The following is a 15,075-nucleotide window of genomic DNA, read 5'->3' as shown; positions in this document are numbered from 1 at the left end:
ATTAACCTCTATTTTAAATCTGAAGGTAGCTGGTAATTAAAATGTTCGTAAGCACGTTTCGTGACCTGACGTCCTCTTGGTGTTCTTATAATAAAACCTTGTTGTATTAAAAAAGGCTCTATCACATCTTCAATAGTATCTTTATCTTCACCCAAAGCTGCGGATACACTATCTAGTCCGACAGGTCTGCCGTCAAACTTTTCTATCATAGTCAACAACATACGTCTATCTAAGTGGTCAAATCCCTGACTGTCTACACTTAACATATCCAACGCTCTTTGAGCAACCTTTTGACCAACAATTGCTTCGCCACTCACTTGCGCTACATCACGTACGCGTCGCAATAGTCTGTTTGCTATGCGTGGCGTTCCTCTTGATCTTCTGGCAACTTCAAAGCAACCTGAGTGATCAAGATCCATACCCATTTTACCCGCGGATCTGGCGACTATCGTGGTTAAGGACTCTACATTATAAAATTCAAGTCTTTGAACGATACCAAATCGATCACGTAAGGGTGAGGTTAATAATCCTGCCCGCGTAGTTGCTCCGACAAGTGTAAACGGCGGTAGTTCAATTTTAATTGATCTAGCCGCTGGCCCTTCACCAATCATAATGTCCAATTGGTAATCTTCCATGGCAGGATAAAGCACTTCTTCTATCGCTGGGCTTAACCTGTGAATTTCATCGATGAAGAGAATGTCTCCTTCGTTTAAATTCGTCAGCAGAGCGGCTAGATCCCCCGCCCTTTCAAGCACAGGTCCAGAAGTGGTTCTGACTTCGGCGCCCATCTCATTACCAATAATGTTCGCCAGGGTTGTTTTACCCAAGCCTGGCGGGCCAAATATCAGTGTGTGGTCAAGCGGCTCTTCACGCTGCCTTGCGGCTTGAATGAAAATCTCCATTTGCTCTTTAACCACTGGCTGGCCTATGTAGTCTGCCAGCTTTTGAGGCCGTATGGCCCTGTCAATCTGTCGATCATTGCCTTTTAGTTCGGCTGAAATAATGCGATCTTGTTCAATCATCTGTTATTTCCTCAGCATGCTTTTTAGCGCGGCCTTGATGACATCTTCGCTATTGGCTGAATCGATCGGAACGCCAGCAATGGCTTTTGCTGCTTCTTGAGGTTTGTAACCAAGCGAAATAAGCGCCGCTTCAGCTTCTTGCCTAGGATCTGCTTGAACTTGGCGCAAAACAGCCGGCGCTGAAAAGAGGTCACTTTTTGCGGCTTGCCCAAGCTTGTCTCTCAGTTCGATAATTAAGCGCTCTGCGGTTTTTTTACCTACTCCAGGAATGCGAGTAAGCGCGGTAACATCGGACTCTTGTACGTTATTAATCAACTCTTCTGCTGACATGCTTGATAAAATGGCCAATGCCATCTTTGGTCCTATACCGTTTACTTTGATAAGAACGCGAAATAAAGCTCTCTCATTCTTATCAATAAAACCATATAAGGTATGGGAATCTTCTTTTACTAATAAATGCGTGTAAAGCGTGACCTGACCACCAACTTGAGGCAGGTCATAAATGGTCGTCATGGAGGCACTGACTTCATAGCCAATTCCAGCCACATCGACTAATAATTCTGGTGGGGTTTTTTCAATCAAGGTGCCGACGATTCGTCCGATCACAATGTTTTCCTTACATCTTGTTCTGTCCAGCGCTTGGACGTACGCCCTGCTCGCTTACCAACGCCATACTCTAACCCCCCAGAGGTTCTGGTATTTGCATGACATAAAGCAATAGCTAAAGCATCGGCTGCATCTGCTTGAGGTTTTGATTCTAAATTAAGCAACAGCTGAACCATCATTTGAACTTGTGTTTTGTCTGCATTGCCGTTACCAACCACAGATTGCTTAACGCGTCTCGCAGCGTATTCATGAACAACCAAATCTTGTAGAGACGCCGCAACGATCGCAGCTCCCCTAGCTTGCCCAAGTTTTAGAGCTGAGTTGGCGTTCTTAGCTAAGAACACTTCTTCAATAGCAAACTCGTGTGGTTTATATTCGCTTAACAATGTAGAAACGCCTTGGTAGATAGATTTCAGCCTAACTGACAGCGCTTCATCCGGTAGCTTAATGCAGCCACTCGTCACATAAGTTGTTTTACCATTTATGATATCGACGACACCAAATCCGGTTATTCTGGATCCTGGGTCAATCGCTAAAATTCTGGTTGTCGACATACTTCTCGCGCCTTTTATAATTACTGTATATTTCAACAGCCCTTTACAAAGTATGCAATGTAAAAATATAAAAAAGGTCGCTAATTAGCGACCTTTTACATTTTTCTTTCAGATAATTAACATAACTTACTGTTTTACAATAAGTTAAGGTTAAAATTAAGACTCAACAACAGGCTTTCTTACTCGAATGTTTAGTTCTTTAAGTTGCTTCTCACTTACTTCACCAGGCGCCTGGGTCAACAAACAAGTTGCACTTTGAGTTTTAGGGAAAGCAATTACGTCACGAATTGAGCTTGATCCAGTCATAAGCATAACAAGACGATCAAGACCAAATGCCAAACCACCATGTGGTGGCGCGCCGAACTTCAATGCGTCAAGCAAGAAACCAAATTTCTCTTCTTGCTCTTCTTTAGTGATTTTCAACAATTCAAAAACTGTTTCTTGCATTGAAGACTGGTGAATACGAATAGAACCGCCACCAAGTTCAGTACCATTAAGAACCATGTCGTAAGCTTGTGACAATGCCGTTAATGGGTTTGCTTTTAACTCTTCAGGAGAGCAAGAAGGCGCAGTGAATGGGTGGTGAATCGCAGTGATTCCACCATCACTGGTTTCTTCAAACATAGGGAAGTCAACAACCCATAATGGTGCCCATTGGCAAGTATAAAGGTCTAAATCTTCACCTAGTTTGCAACGAAGTGCTCCAAGAGCTTCATTTACAACGCGTTCAGAGTCCGCGCCAAAGAAGATCAAGTCGCCATCTTGTGCTTCAAGACGTTCAAGCAAAGCAGCACGTACTTCAACAGGCAAGAACTTAACAATTGGAGACTGCAAGCCCTCTTCAAGGTTGGATTTATCATTAACCTTGATGTAAGCCAAGCCTTTAGCGCCGTAGATGCTAACAAACTTAGTGTAATCATCGATCTGTTTACGTGTTAATGCGTTACCACCAGGTACTTTAAGTGCTGCCACACGACCTTTTGGATCTGTTGCTGGACCAGAGAAAACTTTAAAGTCAACATTCGCCATCAAATCAGAAACCGTTACAATCGTAAGTGGAATACGAAGGTCTGGCTTGTCGCTACCATAGGTTTCCATCGCTTCAGAATAAGGCATGCGAGGGAAAGTACCTAGGTCGACATTCATTAGTTCTTTGAACAAACCAACGATCATGTCTTCCGTCATCGCCATGATTTCTTGTTCGCTCATGAAAGATGTCTCGATATCTACTTGAGTAAACTCAGGCTGACGGTCTGCACGTAAATCTTCATCGCGGAAACATTTTGCGATTTGGTAATAGCGGTCAAAGCCAGACACCATCAACAATTGTTTGAATAGCTGAGGAGACTGCGGAAGAGCAAAGAAGCTACCTTGCTGTGTGCGGCTAGGAACCAAATAATCACGTGCGCCTTCAGGTGTGGCACGTGTCAAAATTGGTGTTTCGATATCTAGGAAACCATTGTCATCTAAATAACGACGCAATACAGACGTTACTTTTGAACGGAAACGCATTTTTTGCTGAATTTCAGGACGACGTAAATCGATGAAACGGTTTTTCAAACGTACGTCTTCACCAACAGATTGATGTTCGTCAAGCTGGAACGGTGGTGTTTTAGCCGCATTTAGAATTTCTAATTCAGTACCAAGAACTTCAATTTCACCCGTGTTCATGTTTGGATTCACTGTGCCTTCTGGGCGAGCACGTACCAAACCTTTAAGTTTAACAACAAATTCGTTGCGAACACTGTCGGCCAAAGCAAAGCTTTCTGCGCGATCTGGGTCAAAAACAACTTGTGTAATACCTTCACGGTCACGAACGTCTAGGAAAATAACACCGCCGTGATCTCGGCGACGATGAACCCAACCGCATAGGGTTATTTCTTGTGAAATGTTAGAAGCATTTAACTCGCCGCAATAATGGCTGCGCATAATTTCTTTTCCTATTACTATCTCAGTAAGAGAGTGATGTGTTCTTAGAGTGCCTTCCATCAAGTTAAACTGTGTGTTTTGTACTAAACGAAAGAGCTGAATAATTTAAGGCAAAACATTATATGCGAACATAAGCCGACTCTCTAGAGGCTGACCTAAATTTGTCCGCTACAATATTCGCTATTAACTGATACTGGTTATTTCGTAAGCCGTTTGCTTGCCATTTTGTAGCAATTCGACCTCGTCCCCGGTCAGTTTTCCAAGCAGAACTTTTCCAACAGGGCTTGAGCTTGTGACGAGATAAACTGTTTTCTCGTCTACTTCGACCGTTAATCCTCCTGCACATGGAGAAATAAAAAAATATTTTTCAGCTCCGTCAGCCACCTCAATCCCTTCAAGCCTGACTAGAGCCCATAACTTAATAGCCTCGTCCTGATTAAAAATATCCACAGATTTTTTATTGAAACGTAGCCAGTCTTTTTCACAGTCTAAAACTCGCTGCGATTGGCCGTGAGCCAAATAGGAAGCCTCAAGCCCAAATGTATCGTACTTATTTTCAGCAACGCTTTCGTCATTTGTGGCGGCATCATGGGCTTGCTTAGCAGCCCATTTTGCGGTTTCAAAGCGCTGTAATAATGCGTTTTTAATGGCTTGATGTACCGATTTTTTATCCACTTTTTAAATCTACTTAGTATTGATGCATGCATTGTAGCGATTCAAGCAAATAAAAAAAGAGACTTGTTAGTACTTTCGACGTTAGTAAAAATGACAAGAATCGTGGTTTTAATGTGCTGCCTTTTTTTGTCAGTTGATATTATCAACCAAAATCTGTATATTGATAATCGTTCTCATATATTAATAATTCATTAAGCATTTTAGAGGTTACATGAAAGAAAATATTGGTGAGTCACTTCATCGACTAATGCATAACTATCGGCATCAAATTCGCGCTGCTGCATTAGAAGCAGACATCGCCATGCCGGTAACCCACATACGCTCTTTAAAGTGTATTGATAAGATCCACAACTGCAGTGCGAAAGATATTTCTGACAAGCTTTCTTTAGATAAATCTCAGGTTACACGCGTTCTAAAGGAATTGCTTACTAAAAGCTATATAACCAAAGCCAGTAACCCAGAAAATCATCGTAGCCAGTTATTGAGCTTGACAGACTCCGGCCGAGAGCAGCTTTCCAGAATTATGATGCTAGAACATACGGCAGTAGAACGAATGACCCGTAATTTAACGGATCATCAAATAGAGGATTTCATACGTATTTCGAACATAATGATTAGCGACAGTCTCTCATTAACGGAATGCGACAAACAAAATTAAGGAGCACGTAATGAGCAAGCCTCAACAAAGAGAGTTGGTTGTTATTAAAAAATCACAAGTGACCCCTCATATGTTGCGTATAACCTTGGGTGGTGATGAGATTAATACCATTCCAGAAGATCAAGAAAGTGGCTATGTAAAACTTATTTTTCCCAGAGAAGATCAAAAGCCGTTAATTCGTACCTATACCATTCGCTACCAAAGAGAAAGCGAAATCGACATTGATTTTGTTCTGCACGAAGATGGAGGGCCCGCATCCACTTGGGCAAAGCAGGCTCAGCCAAATGACAAGATTTTCGTTGGCGGACCTGGACCGAAGAAGCTCATTGAAGAATCGGCCGATTGGCAAATAATGGTTGGAGATATGACGGCCCTTCCAGCGATCAGTGTTAATTTAGAAAAGTTGCCCCATGACGCTAAGGGGTTTGCCATTTTGGAAGTTATCTCTGAGGCTGATATTCAGCCATTAAAGCACCCTGCTGGCATCGAGTTAAAATGGGTGATCAATGCGCATCCTGGTGAAAATAACAGCTCACTGCTTGATGAAGTGAAGTCACTTTCATGGCCTGAAGGAAGCGTTTCAGTTTGGGCTGCTTGCGAATTCAGCAGTATGAAAGCACTGCGCTCATTCTTTAAGAGTGAAAAAGAAATTCAAAAAGACAGGTTGTATATATCTAGCTATTGGAAGCTCGGCAGCAATGAAGATCAACATAAAGTTGTTAAACGAGTTGACCTTGAAGCCACTGCTTGATTAGTAAAAAATTAATCAAAAAGCCACTTCATCATGAAGTGGCTTTTTGCAATTTTACAGACTTATAGCAATACGCTTTCAGCGATTAAATCAACCACTTCATCCAATGCCGTTTCTGTTATCTGCGAGTCCGCAATAGCCGAATCAGCGATCAAAAAGGCAATCCCTGTCTGACGGATTAGTGCTGCATCAGCTGCCGTTGCATCTGCTTTGACTAATGCGACAACCCCTTGGCGCAATAATAGACGCTCAAGGACTTCGCTTTGCGCGAGCACATCACTAGTAAGAGCAATGACGGCTGGTTTCTGTCCAAGTCGAGCCGCACGATCTTCTGCCGTTACAAGCGTTTCTTGGTCTAGCTCTGCAACAGCCTCTTCAACCATGCCAGCACCCACAGTGACGTTTGTCAGGCGATCGATAATGATGAGAGCGCCAGTAAAGCGGCTATCCGTGTATTCATCAAAAGCGACAGGAGCATCGAATTGAATAACTGCATCGCCAATGCCATTTAACTCTAAAGAGTCTATATCACTCACTTCGAGGGTGTTTACATCAACTCTGTGGTTGAAGTGATGAACTTTTCCAGGAACCGTTTGTGTTCCAATCTTGAAGTCATACAATTTACCAGGCACCAGAGGGTGATCTGCCATCCAAACTATTGACGAGCGCAGTGTCGTTCCAATGAGAGGCTCTTGGCCGAGATGTGAAAGCATATCACCGCGGCTGATATCAATTTCATCTTCCAATGTAATGGTAACGGCTTGTCCTGCTTTAGCGGTTTCAAGGTCACCATCAAAAGTAACGATTCTTTCCACTGTCGACGTTTTGCCAGATGGCAAAGCAACCACTTTATCTCCAGGTTTCACAGCGCCTGCGGCAATCGTTCCAGAGAAACCACGGAAGTCTAGATTAGGTCGATTAACGTACTGGACTGGAAAACGGAAAGAATCACGTTTCACATCGCGGTTAATCTGTACAGTTTCTAGAATAGACATGAGTGATCCACCTTGATACCAAGGCGTACTTTCTGAAGCATTCACCACATTGTCGCCACGTAAAGCTGACATAGGAACAAAATGAATGTCTTCCGGTTGGCGATCACCAAGTTGACCAATAAATTTTAAATAATCCGCTTTGATTTGTTCATACTTCTCTTCAGAGAAATCCACCAAATCCATTTTGTTTATCGCAACGACAACATGCTTAATACCCAAAAGAGAAGCAATATAGCTATGGCGTCGCGTCTGGGTTTGCACGCCATAGCGAGCGTCGATCAAAATAATAGCAAGGTCACAGGTCGATGCGCCCGTCGCCATGTTGCGAGTGTACTGCTCGTGGCCTGGTGTATCGGCGATAATGAATTTACGCTTTTCGGTCGAAAAGTATCGATAAGCCACATCAATTGTGATGCCCTGCTCTCGTTCTGCTTGAAGACCATCAACAAGCAAAGCCAAATCCACTTCTTCACCTTGAGTACCGGATTTTTTACTATCACGTTTAACCGCATCAAGGTGGTCTTCATAAATCAACTTTGAGTCATGAAGCAGGCGTCCAATTAATGTACTTTTTCCATCGTCAACGTTGCCACAAGTAAGAAGACGTAATAAGTCTTTTTCTTCGTGTTGTTTCAAATAACCAAGTATGTCTTGGCTGATCAATTCTGATTGGTGAGACATTCTTTCTTTACTCCAAACTTAGAAATAGCCTTGTTTCTTCTTCTCTTCCATTGACCCGGATGAATCGTGGTCAATCATTCGCCCTTGTCGCTCAGAGCTTCTTGTTAGCAGCATTTCCTGAATAATTTCAGGTAACGAAGCGGCTTCAGACTCAACCGCCCCCGTTAATGGATAGCAACCCAGAGTACGAAAACGAACAGATTTCATTTCTGGCACTTCGCCATTCAACGGCATGCGTTCATCGTCAACCATGATCAATGTGCCGTCACGCTCTACAACTGGGCGCTTTTCTGAAAAATACAGTGGCACAATTGGGATGCTTTCCAGATAAATGTATTGCCAAATATCCAACTCGGTCCAATTTGATAATGGGAAAACGCGGATGCTTTCGCCTTTGTTAACCTTACCGTTGTAGATATTCCACAATTCTGGACGTTGATTTTTTGGGTCCCAACGATGCTGTTTGTCACGGAAAGAGTAAACTCGCTCTTTCGCACGTGATTTCTCTTCATCTCGGCGGGCACCACCAAAAGCTGCATCAAAACCATATTTATCTAAAGCTTGTTTCAAAGCTTGGGTTTTCATGACATCTGTGTGCTTGGAACTACCATGTGTGAATGGCCCAATACCTTGCTCAATGCCTTCTTGGTTTTGATGAACAATAAGCTCTAGACCTAGCTTAGCTACCATTTCATCACGGAATGAAATCATCTCTTTAAATTTCCAGCCAGTGTCCACGTGCATAAGCGGAAACGGTGGTTTACCTGGATAGAAAGCCTTCATTGCAAGGTGTAGCATCACCGCTGAATCTTTACCAATAGAGTAAAGCATTACTGGGTTATCAAATTCAGCCGCAACCTCACGTATTATGTGAATGCTTTCAGCTTCTAGTTGTTTTAAGTGAGTAAGTCTTGCCTCTGTCATAATTTCCCATCTCTATATATCAGGATTCAGCATTTTCCAAACTATAACATGCTATAAAGTTATAAAAAGAGTGGTGTCTAGACTTTAGTGGAATATAGATAGTTAAAAAGCCATATATGGCCGATTAGTGTGTTGTGAATATGGCAAGGCAAAGTTAGACAGGCATAAAAAAGGCCGAAATAATCGGCCTTATGCACAAATTGGTACGAAATATTTTACTATTCGTTGGTTAGTTGCTGTTCTAACATCAATTGATTAATTTGCTTACGCAATCGAATTATTTCAGCGTTCACCTGAACCCTAAATGTATCACTTGATTCTATCGCTTCCTGATGTCTAGCTAGCGTTTGTTCAAAAGTTGCCATTTCAGCGTTATTTGATCCTAACGCCTGTGTTTCTATTGATGCGACTTTCTTCTCTAAGGCGGCTAAACTTTGAGACAGTTGCTCTAGGCTTAATGCTTGAGCTTCATTCTTACCGCTTTGTGCTGTGATCATTTTTTCAGCTGATTGTAGTTGCTTAGCCTGCTCACCCTGCTCCACAGCAATTGATTTAACGGTTTCATCAATATTGGCGACGGTGGGAACCAGCTTATTAAAACCCGCTTCAACTTCGTTAAACGCTTCTGCCTGAACCGCAATGCGCTTAGATTGGGTCGATATCGTGTCTCGCATTGTCGAAAGCTTTTTTTGCATTTCATCAATTGCAGCGTTATTGCTGGCGATGGACTTTCTGTTTGTATCGTATGAAACACCCCACAATTTGCGGATTTCGCTGGCATGGTTGTTTAGTGTTTCTTCCAATGTTTCGCCCTGCTTATTGGCGGACACATCGGCAGCAAGTAACTGATGATCTAAATTTTGTATTTCACTTTTAGCACCATACAACTCGTTACGCAGCTGTATATTTTGTTGCCACAGCCAATAACCGGCACCTGCCGAGACTATCAGCAAGAGAATTAACAAAAGATAGACTCCAACAAGGCTTTGTTTTTTATGCACAATATTTGGTGCATGCGCTGGCCTTGTGGGTGTAGGGGTTGTCTGGCTCTTAGGCTTGACAGCGCTAGGCCTTCTTTCGCTGACTTCATCATGATCCAGAGTCAGGCTTGGGATCTCAACATCATCATCTTTTCGCATGGAAATCTTATATATCGTTATTAACAAAAATTATGGAAAATAGCTCAAGAACAAACCTAAGTAATATTATCTTAAGATGTTCGGTGATACTATATAAGCACCATTAACTGCTTGATCACAAGCATTTTTCGTTAAATAAAAAGCAAGGAGAATTGAAATGGCTTTTGAATTACCCGCTCTTCCTTATGCTAAAGACGCACTAGAGCCTCACATGTCTGTTGAGACGCTTGAATACCACTACGGCAAGCATCACAACACATATGTTGTTAAATTGAACGGCTTAGTACCAGGTTCTGAATACGAAAATAAAACGCTTGAAGAGATCATTGTCTCTGCTCCAGCGGGTCCTGTTTTCAACAATGCTGCTCAAATCTGGAACCACACGTTTTTCTGGAACAGCCTAAGCCCTAATGGCGGCGGCGAGCCAACTGGCGCTCTAGCTGATGCAATCAATGCAAAATGGGGTTCTTTCGCAGAGTTCCAAGCAGCATTTGACGACAAAGCTGTAAACAACTTTGGTTCTAGCTGGACTTGGTTGGTTAAGAACGCAGATGGTTCTCTTGAAATCGTCAACACAAGCAATGCTGGAACTCCTATGACAAGCGGTCAAACAGCGATCATCACTGTCGATCTTTGGGAACACGCTTATTATATTGACTACCGCAATGTTCGTCCTGATTACCTTAAAGGTTTCTGGGCACTTGCAAACTGGGAATTCGCAGCAGCGAACTTCGCAGCGTAAGCCTTAGTCTTAGATTTAGACCAGTCAAAAAATGCGGCCTAAGGGCCGCATTTTTATTTTCATTCATTCTGCCTTCATTTCTGCTTGCGTTGACAATTTCGCCTGTATGAACTCTGAGTGAGGCATGAATAGCAATTCGCTAATTCTTCTTATTCTGTGATCCTCATAAGAGTCAATGTCTCCGTCTGCCAAAGCCACTCGCCACAAACCTTTTAGCAGTAACATTTTTTGCTCCAATGTCGCTCCATCATTAATCACTTTGGTAAATTGATACAAATCATTTGCTTCATCTACGCCTGACTTCGCTTCTTCATACAAAACATCAATGTCTTCGCCCAAGTCACTTATTTCACGTAGAAACTCTTTTACCTGCTTTTTTTCCTGCTCATCGACTTTATGATCCGCAAGCATGACCTCCATTAATAGCGCAGCAACGGCTTTTTGATAAGATATTTGCTCAACCTGTTCTACAGGTAGCTTAAAAAGGTTTTTTAATGCTGTAATCATTTTTTCTCCAAAATGTACTCGCGTAGAGTATCAATAAGGCTATTAGGAAATTGACGATAGTCTAAATAGGGGCACCAGACATAAGGAAGATCGACTCTGGCGTGTTGTTTCTCCCCTATCAACCTTGCTTGTTCTGAAATTGGGCAGGCATCTTCAAACGTCTTACCTACAATAAAGACAACGCCATTAACGTTTTGAATTTGATGTGCTGAAAAAGCAATGCCTACTCTTGTTAATAAATCGTTATCGCGAAAGGTTCGCCAAGTACTGAGTTCTGGTGCAGCCAGTTTCGCCATAATGGTAAAAATTTTTCGCCAGTGGTTTCCGTTAATGGCAATCAAAGTGGTCACATCAACATGGGGATAATCTTTTTTTAGTAAATGGGGCGGAAATTCGGGTCTATTTGGCAACAAGAAAATGTAATCGGCACTTTCTGCTGACGCCCCTAGCCACAACTCGTTCATTTGTCTCTCCTCAAGATAATTAAGAATACAATGAAGAGTGATTAATATCAGTATGCTAATGAATAAACACTGTGCACATGTGGAGAAGAAAATAGAGCAAATATTACATTAGAGTTTTCTTATAAAGTGCATTAGAATTAACTAATATAAACATGAGGATGTAACAATGGATACGATTTTCAACCCTTTAGTTGGAGGTCTGCTCATAGGCCTAACAGCAACGATATACCTTTTAACCCTTGGTAAAGTGATCGGTATCAGCGGAATTTTGTCGCAACTGCTTTTCTCTAAAGAGCGCTTCCTGCCTTTCTTATTTATTGTTGGGCTAATTATTGGGGGTGCCGCTTACGGAACGCTCACAGAGCAAACAGTGGATTTTCCTGAAATAAGAAGCCCTTGGTTACTTATCGCATCTGGACTATTAGTTGGATATGGCACGCGACTAGGCGGCGGGTGCACAAGCGGCCATGGTGTTTGCGGTATTTCACGATTATCGCCTCGTTCAATTGTCGCCACAGCAACATTTATGTTGGCAGCCATTCTGACCGTGATGGTCTTAAATTAGGAGAACTAACATGTCTGCAATCATAACACTCCTCGCAGGTATCCTGTTTGGTCTAGGATTGGCATTTGCTGAAATGACCAATCCAGCTGTTGTCTTAGGCTTTTTAGATATTCTTGGTAATTGGAACCCATCACTTATCATAGTAATGGCCAGCGCTATTGCGGTTGGCATGCTTGGCTACATCATCAAAAATAAGCAACTTAAGCCGCTTTTATCCCATAGTTGGCAAGTGCCAGTAATGCGTCAAATCGATGCGAAACTAATTATTGGCGCCATTCTTTTTGGTATTGGCTGGGGATTAAGTGGGTATTGCCCTGGGCCTGGTTTGACGGCGTTAGTGAACAATCCTGCAGAGGGATTTTATTTTGTTATCGCTTTGATAATTGGCAGTGGATTACATCATTTACAGTCGCTTTCATCGCAAAAATAGACAATGAAATCCCTAAAAAAAAAGGAGACGCTCGCAGTCTCTTTTTTTTGGTCTAAAATATGAAAAAATACTTGACCAAAGACGCCTTGCGTCTTAAATTTCGCCCGCGTCATTGCTGAACATAATCCGCACCGCTTCAACTGCTGCGCTAGTCGCTTAAGGCCATTTTGCCGGATAAGTAACAGCCATAAGTAGGACGGGAGAAGGTAAAGGCGTTTACTTATTTAATCGGTTTATGTTTTGCATAATTAAGGAGCTTTTGCCCATGACTGTTGACGTCAATTCTTTCTACACACCAGAACGCTTTGCCCGTTTTAAAGCCTTTGCTGAAACCAAAGACACGCCATTTGTTGTCATCGATACCGAAATCATCGATGAAGCATACACTGAATTAACAAAAGGCTTTCCGGCTGCTGATATTTTTTATGCTATTAAAGCAAACCCAGCGCCAGAGATTTTAAAGTTACTGCGTGACCGTGGCTCAAACTTTGACGTTGCATCACGTTATGAACTAGATAAATTGCTTGCAATTGGTGGCATCTCTCCAGAGCAAGTGAGCTACGGAAACACAATTAAGAAAGCAAAAGACGTTCGTTACTTTTACGAGAAAGGTGTTCGCATGTTCGCGACAGACTCAGAAGCGGATCTGCGCAATATTGCAAAAGCAGCCCCTGGCTCTCGAGTTTACGTTCGCATTTTAACTGAAGGTACAGTAACAGCAGACTGGCCTCTTTCACGTAAATTTGGCTGCCGTCCAGACATGGCGATGGACCTACTGGTGCTTGCAAAAGAATTAGGCTTGATTCCTTATGGCGTTTCTTTCCATGTTGGTTCACAGCAACGTGATATCGGTGCGTGGGATGCGGCTATCGCTAGCGTTAAAGTAATATTTGAACGCCTTAAAGAAGAAGATGGCATCGTATTAGAGATGATAAATATGGGCGGCGGCTTCCCTGCTAACTATATTGCTCGTACGAATGACTTGGCAACGTACGCAGAAGAAATTAAACGCTTCTTGGAAGAAGATTTTGGTACTGATTTACCAAGAATCATTCTGGAACCAGGTCGCTCTTTAATCTCTAACGCTGGTGTTTTAGTAAGTGAAGTTGTTTTGATTTCTCGTAAATCACACACTGCATTGAATCGTTGGGTATTTACAGATGTTGGTAAGTTCTCTGGCCTTATTGAAACGCTAGACGAATCTATCAAGTACCCAATTCATGTTGATAAAGGTGGTGAATTAGAGGAAGTTATTATTGCCGGTCCAACCTGTGACAGCGCCGATATCATGTACGAGAACTACAAGTATGGCCTGCCACTGAATTTGGCGATAGGTGATCGTATGTACTGGTTGTCGACTGGTGCCTACACCACAACTTATAGTGCGGTAGAATTTAATGGCTTCCCTCCTTTGGCGTCATATTATCTATAAGCTTTTCAAGCACTAAATTAGAAGCCCTAGAATAATCCATTCTAGGGCTTTTTTATTGGCATCATGCTTCGCTATGGGGAATAATAATGAGAGTTTATACAAGGAGCACTCATGCATTATTCCCTCAGTGACCTGGTCATTTATCCTATTAAATCGGTGCAAGGCATCTCACTAAAGACGAGTCAGGTAGACTTTTCTGGCCTATGGGGTGATCGACGTTACATGATGGTAAAACCTAATGGCTTATTTATCACTGGACGTGAACACCCAAATATTACGTTAATATCTGCACAGCTTACTGGAGAGAACCAATGGACACTTTCACATCCAGATATGCCTGAAAACATTACCATTAATCCTGATATTTTTAGCGGCCAATATAAAAGTGTGTCCGTGTGGGATGATATTGTGCAGGGACAAACCAGTAATGAAAATATAGACGCTTGGTTTAGCGAGATCGCTGGAGAGCCGGTACAACTTGTTTACTTTGGTAAAGCGTCCGAGCGTTTTACTAGTCGTAGGCCAGATTCACCTGTCGCTTTTGCTGATGGCTATCCATTTCTATTAACAACAGAAGCCTCACTTGCAGAACTTAATCGTAGCTGTCCTAAAGACATCGACATGATGCAATTCAGACCCAATTTGGTTGTGAAAGGAAACTCGCCATTTGAAGAAGACAGTTGGAAACGCATTCGAATTGGCCAAGTCGAATTTGAAAATGTAAAACCTTGTGTTCGTTGTATATTCACAACATTAAACCCAAAGACAGCAGAAAAAATAGGGAAAGGCGAACCACTTAAGACACTTGGCAAGTTTCGTCTACTTGGTAAAGATGGTGTCACATTTGGTATAAATATGATCGCCCTAAATTCAGGTAGCATTCATCTAGGCGATAGTATTGAAGTGCTTGAATATAGAGAGCCTGAACAGTATCTAGACAGAAGAAAAGCCTAACACTGCTCTTTTAGACCCATAAAAAAAGAAGGCACTTGGCCTTCTTT

General features: G+C 42.3%; 17 protein-coding genes. 7 read left to right on the top strand and 10 right to left on the bottom strand.

Going from position 1 to position 15,075, the window contains the following annotated elements:
- Nucleotides 1-8: 8 nt before the first annotated feature.
- From ruvB to C1X04_RS09300, 5 genes are all read right to left on the bottom strand, one after another.
- Nucleotides 9-1,022, bottom strand: a complete 1,014-nt coding sequence (gene ruvB, locus C1X04_RS09320) for a Holliday junction branch migration DNA helicase RuvB (protein WP_110572526.1) — start codon at nucleotides 1,020-1,022, stop codon at nucleotides 9-11.
- Between the two features lie 3 nt (nucleotides 1,023-1,025).
- The gene (ruvA, locus tag C1X04_RS09315; RefSeq protein ID WP_110572524.1) at nucleotides 1,026-1,628 is read right to left on the bottom strand and encodes a Holliday junction branch migration protein RuvA; all 603 of its coding nucleotides are present in this window, start codon (nucleotides 1,626-1,628) and stop codon (nucleotides 1,026-1,028) included.
- Nucleotides 1,625-2,182 (bottom strand): crossover junction endodeoxyribonuclease RuvC, encoded by a 558-nt coding sequence (ruvC, locus tag C1X04_RS09310; RefSeq protein WP_110572522.1) that lies wholly within the window; start codon nucleotides 2,180-2,182, stop codon nucleotides 1,625-1,627. The genes ruvA and ruvC overlap by 4 nt, the downstream gene beginning before the upstream one ends.
- Before the next feature lie 156 nt (nucleotides 2,183-2,338).
- Nucleotides 2,339-4,111 carry an aspartate--tRNA ligase gene (gene aspS, locus C1X04_RS09305; RefSeq protein ID WP_137169750.1) on the bottom strand — a complete coding sequence of 591 codons (1,773 nt, stop codon included), beginning with the start codon at nucleotides 4,109-4,111 and terminating at the stop codon, nucleotides 2,339-2,341.
- Between the two features lie 183 nt (nucleotides 4,112-4,294).
- Nucleotides 4,295-4,786 carry a GreA/GreB family elongation factor gene (locus tag C1X04_RS09300; protein WP_137169749.1) on the bottom strand — a complete coding sequence of 164 codons (492 nt, stop codon included), beginning with the start codon at nucleotides 4,784-4,786 and terminating at the stop codon, nucleotides 4,295-4,297.
- Between the two features lie 211 nt (nucleotides 4,787-4,997).
- Here C1X04_RS09300 and C1X04_RS09295 point away from each other — a divergent pair, with 211 nt between their 5' ends.
- A complete protein-coding gene (locus tag C1X04_RS09295) occupies nucleotides 4,998-5,444 on the top strand; it encodes a MarR family winged helix-turn-helix transcriptional regulator (RefSeq protein WP_110572516.1) in 447 nt (148 codons plus the stop codon).
- 10 nt (nucleotides 5,445-5,454) lie between these two features.
- Nucleotides 5,455-6,195 carry a siderophore-interacting protein gene (locus C1X04_RS09290; protein ID WP_110572514.1) on the top strand — a complete coding sequence of 247 codons (741 nt, stop codon included), beginning with the start codon at nucleotides 5,455-5,457 and terminating at the stop codon, nucleotides 6,193-6,195.
- 62 nt (nucleotides 6,196-6,257) lie between these two features.
- Here the strand turns inward: C1X04_RS09290 and cysN are convergent, their stop codons facing one another.
- From cysN to C1X04_RS09275, 3 genes are all read right to left on the bottom strand, one after another.
- Complete coding sequence (gene cysN, locus C1X04_RS09285) at nucleotides 6,258-7,871, bottom strand: sulfate adenylyltransferase subunit CysN (RefSeq protein WP_110572512.1); 1,614 nt, start codon at nucleotides 7,869-7,871, stop codon at nucleotides 6,258-6,260.
- Nucleotides 7,872-7,889: 18 nt separating this feature from the next.
- Nucleotides 7,890-8,795: a sulfate adenylyltransferase subunit CysD gene (gene cysD / locus C1X04_RS09280; protein WP_110572510.1), complete on the bottom strand. Its 906-nt coding sequence runs from the start codon at nucleotides 8,793-8,795 to the stop codon at nucleotides 7,890-7,892.
- A 218-nt stretch (nucleotides 8,796-9,013) separates the two neighbouring features.
- On the bottom strand, nucleotides 9,014-9,760 hold the full coding sequence (locus C1X04_RS09275; protein WP_254682240.1) for a hypothetical protein: 747 nt from the start codon (nucleotides 9,758-9,760) through the stop codon (nucleotides 9,014-9,016).
- A gap of 331 nt (nucleotides 9,761-10,091) precedes the next feature.
- Between C1X04_RS09275 and C1X04_RS09270 the strand changes: the two genes are divergently transcribed.
- Nucleotides 10,092-10,676: a Fe-Mn family superoxide dismutase gene (locus C1X04_RS09270; protein WP_110572506.1), complete on the top strand. Its 585-nt coding sequence runs from the start codon at nucleotides 10,092-10,094 to the stop codon at nucleotides 10,674-10,676.
- Nucleotides 10,677-10,739: 63 nt separating this feature from the next.
- Here the strand turns inward: C1X04_RS09270 and C1X04_RS09265 are convergent, their stop codons facing one another.
- Both C1X04_RS09265 and C1X04_RS09260 read right to left on the bottom strand, forming a co-directional pair.
- Entirely contained in the window at nucleotides 10,740-11,183 is a 444-nt protein-coding gene (locus tag C1X04_RS09265) for a TerB family tellurite resistance protein (protein ID WP_137169748.1), read from the bottom strand.
- Nucleotides 11,180-11,647, bottom strand: a complete 468-nt coding sequence (locus C1X04_RS09260) for a hypothetical protein (protein WP_137169747.1) — start codon at nucleotides 11,645-11,647, stop codon at nucleotides 11,180-11,182. The genes C1X04_RS09265 and C1X04_RS09260 overlap by 4 nt, the downstream gene beginning before the upstream one ends.
- A 166-nt stretch (nucleotides 11,648-11,813) precedes the next feature.
- Here C1X04_RS09260 and C1X04_RS09255 point away from each other — a divergent pair, with 166 nt between their 5' ends.
- From C1X04_RS09255 to C1X04_RS09240, 4 genes are all read left to right on the top strand, one after another.
- Nucleotides 11,814-12,212 carry a YeeE/YedE family protein gene (locus C1X04_RS09255; protein WP_137169746.1) on the top strand — a complete coding sequence of 133 codons (399 nt, stop codon included), beginning with the start codon at nucleotides 11,814-11,816 and terminating at the stop codon, nucleotides 12,210-12,212.
- 10 nt (nucleotides 12,213-12,222) lie between these two features.
- Nucleotides 12,223-12,642 (top strand): DUF6691 family protein, encoded by a 420-nt coding sequence (locus tag C1X04_RS09250; RefSeq protein WP_137169745.1) that lies wholly within the window; start codon nucleotides 12,223-12,225, stop codon nucleotides 12,640-12,642.
- A gap of 265 nt (nucleotides 12,643-12,907) precedes the next feature.
- Nucleotides 12,908-14,074, top strand: coding sequence for a type III PLP-dependent enzyme (locus C1X04_RS09245; protein ID WP_137169744.1), 1,167 nt, complete (start codon nucleotides 12,908-12,910; stop codon nucleotides 14,072-14,074).
- A 111-nt stretch (nucleotides 14,075-14,185) separates the two neighbouring features.
- On the top strand, nucleotides 14,186-15,028 hold the full coding sequence (locus tag C1X04_RS09240; protein WP_137169743.1) for an MOSC domain-containing protein: 843 nt from the start codon (nucleotides 14,186-14,188) through the stop codon (nucleotides 15,026-15,028).
- Nucleotides 15,029-15,075: the final 47 nt, after the last annotated feature.

Origin of the sequence: Marinomonas sp. FW-1 (genome assembly GCF_005222245.1) — a bacterium.
GTDB lineage: Bacteria > Pseudomonadota > Gammaproteobacteria > Pseudomonadales > Marinomonadaceae > Marinomonas > Marinomonas alcarazii.
This window is presented reverse-complemented; position numbering and strand designations above follow the sequence as displayed.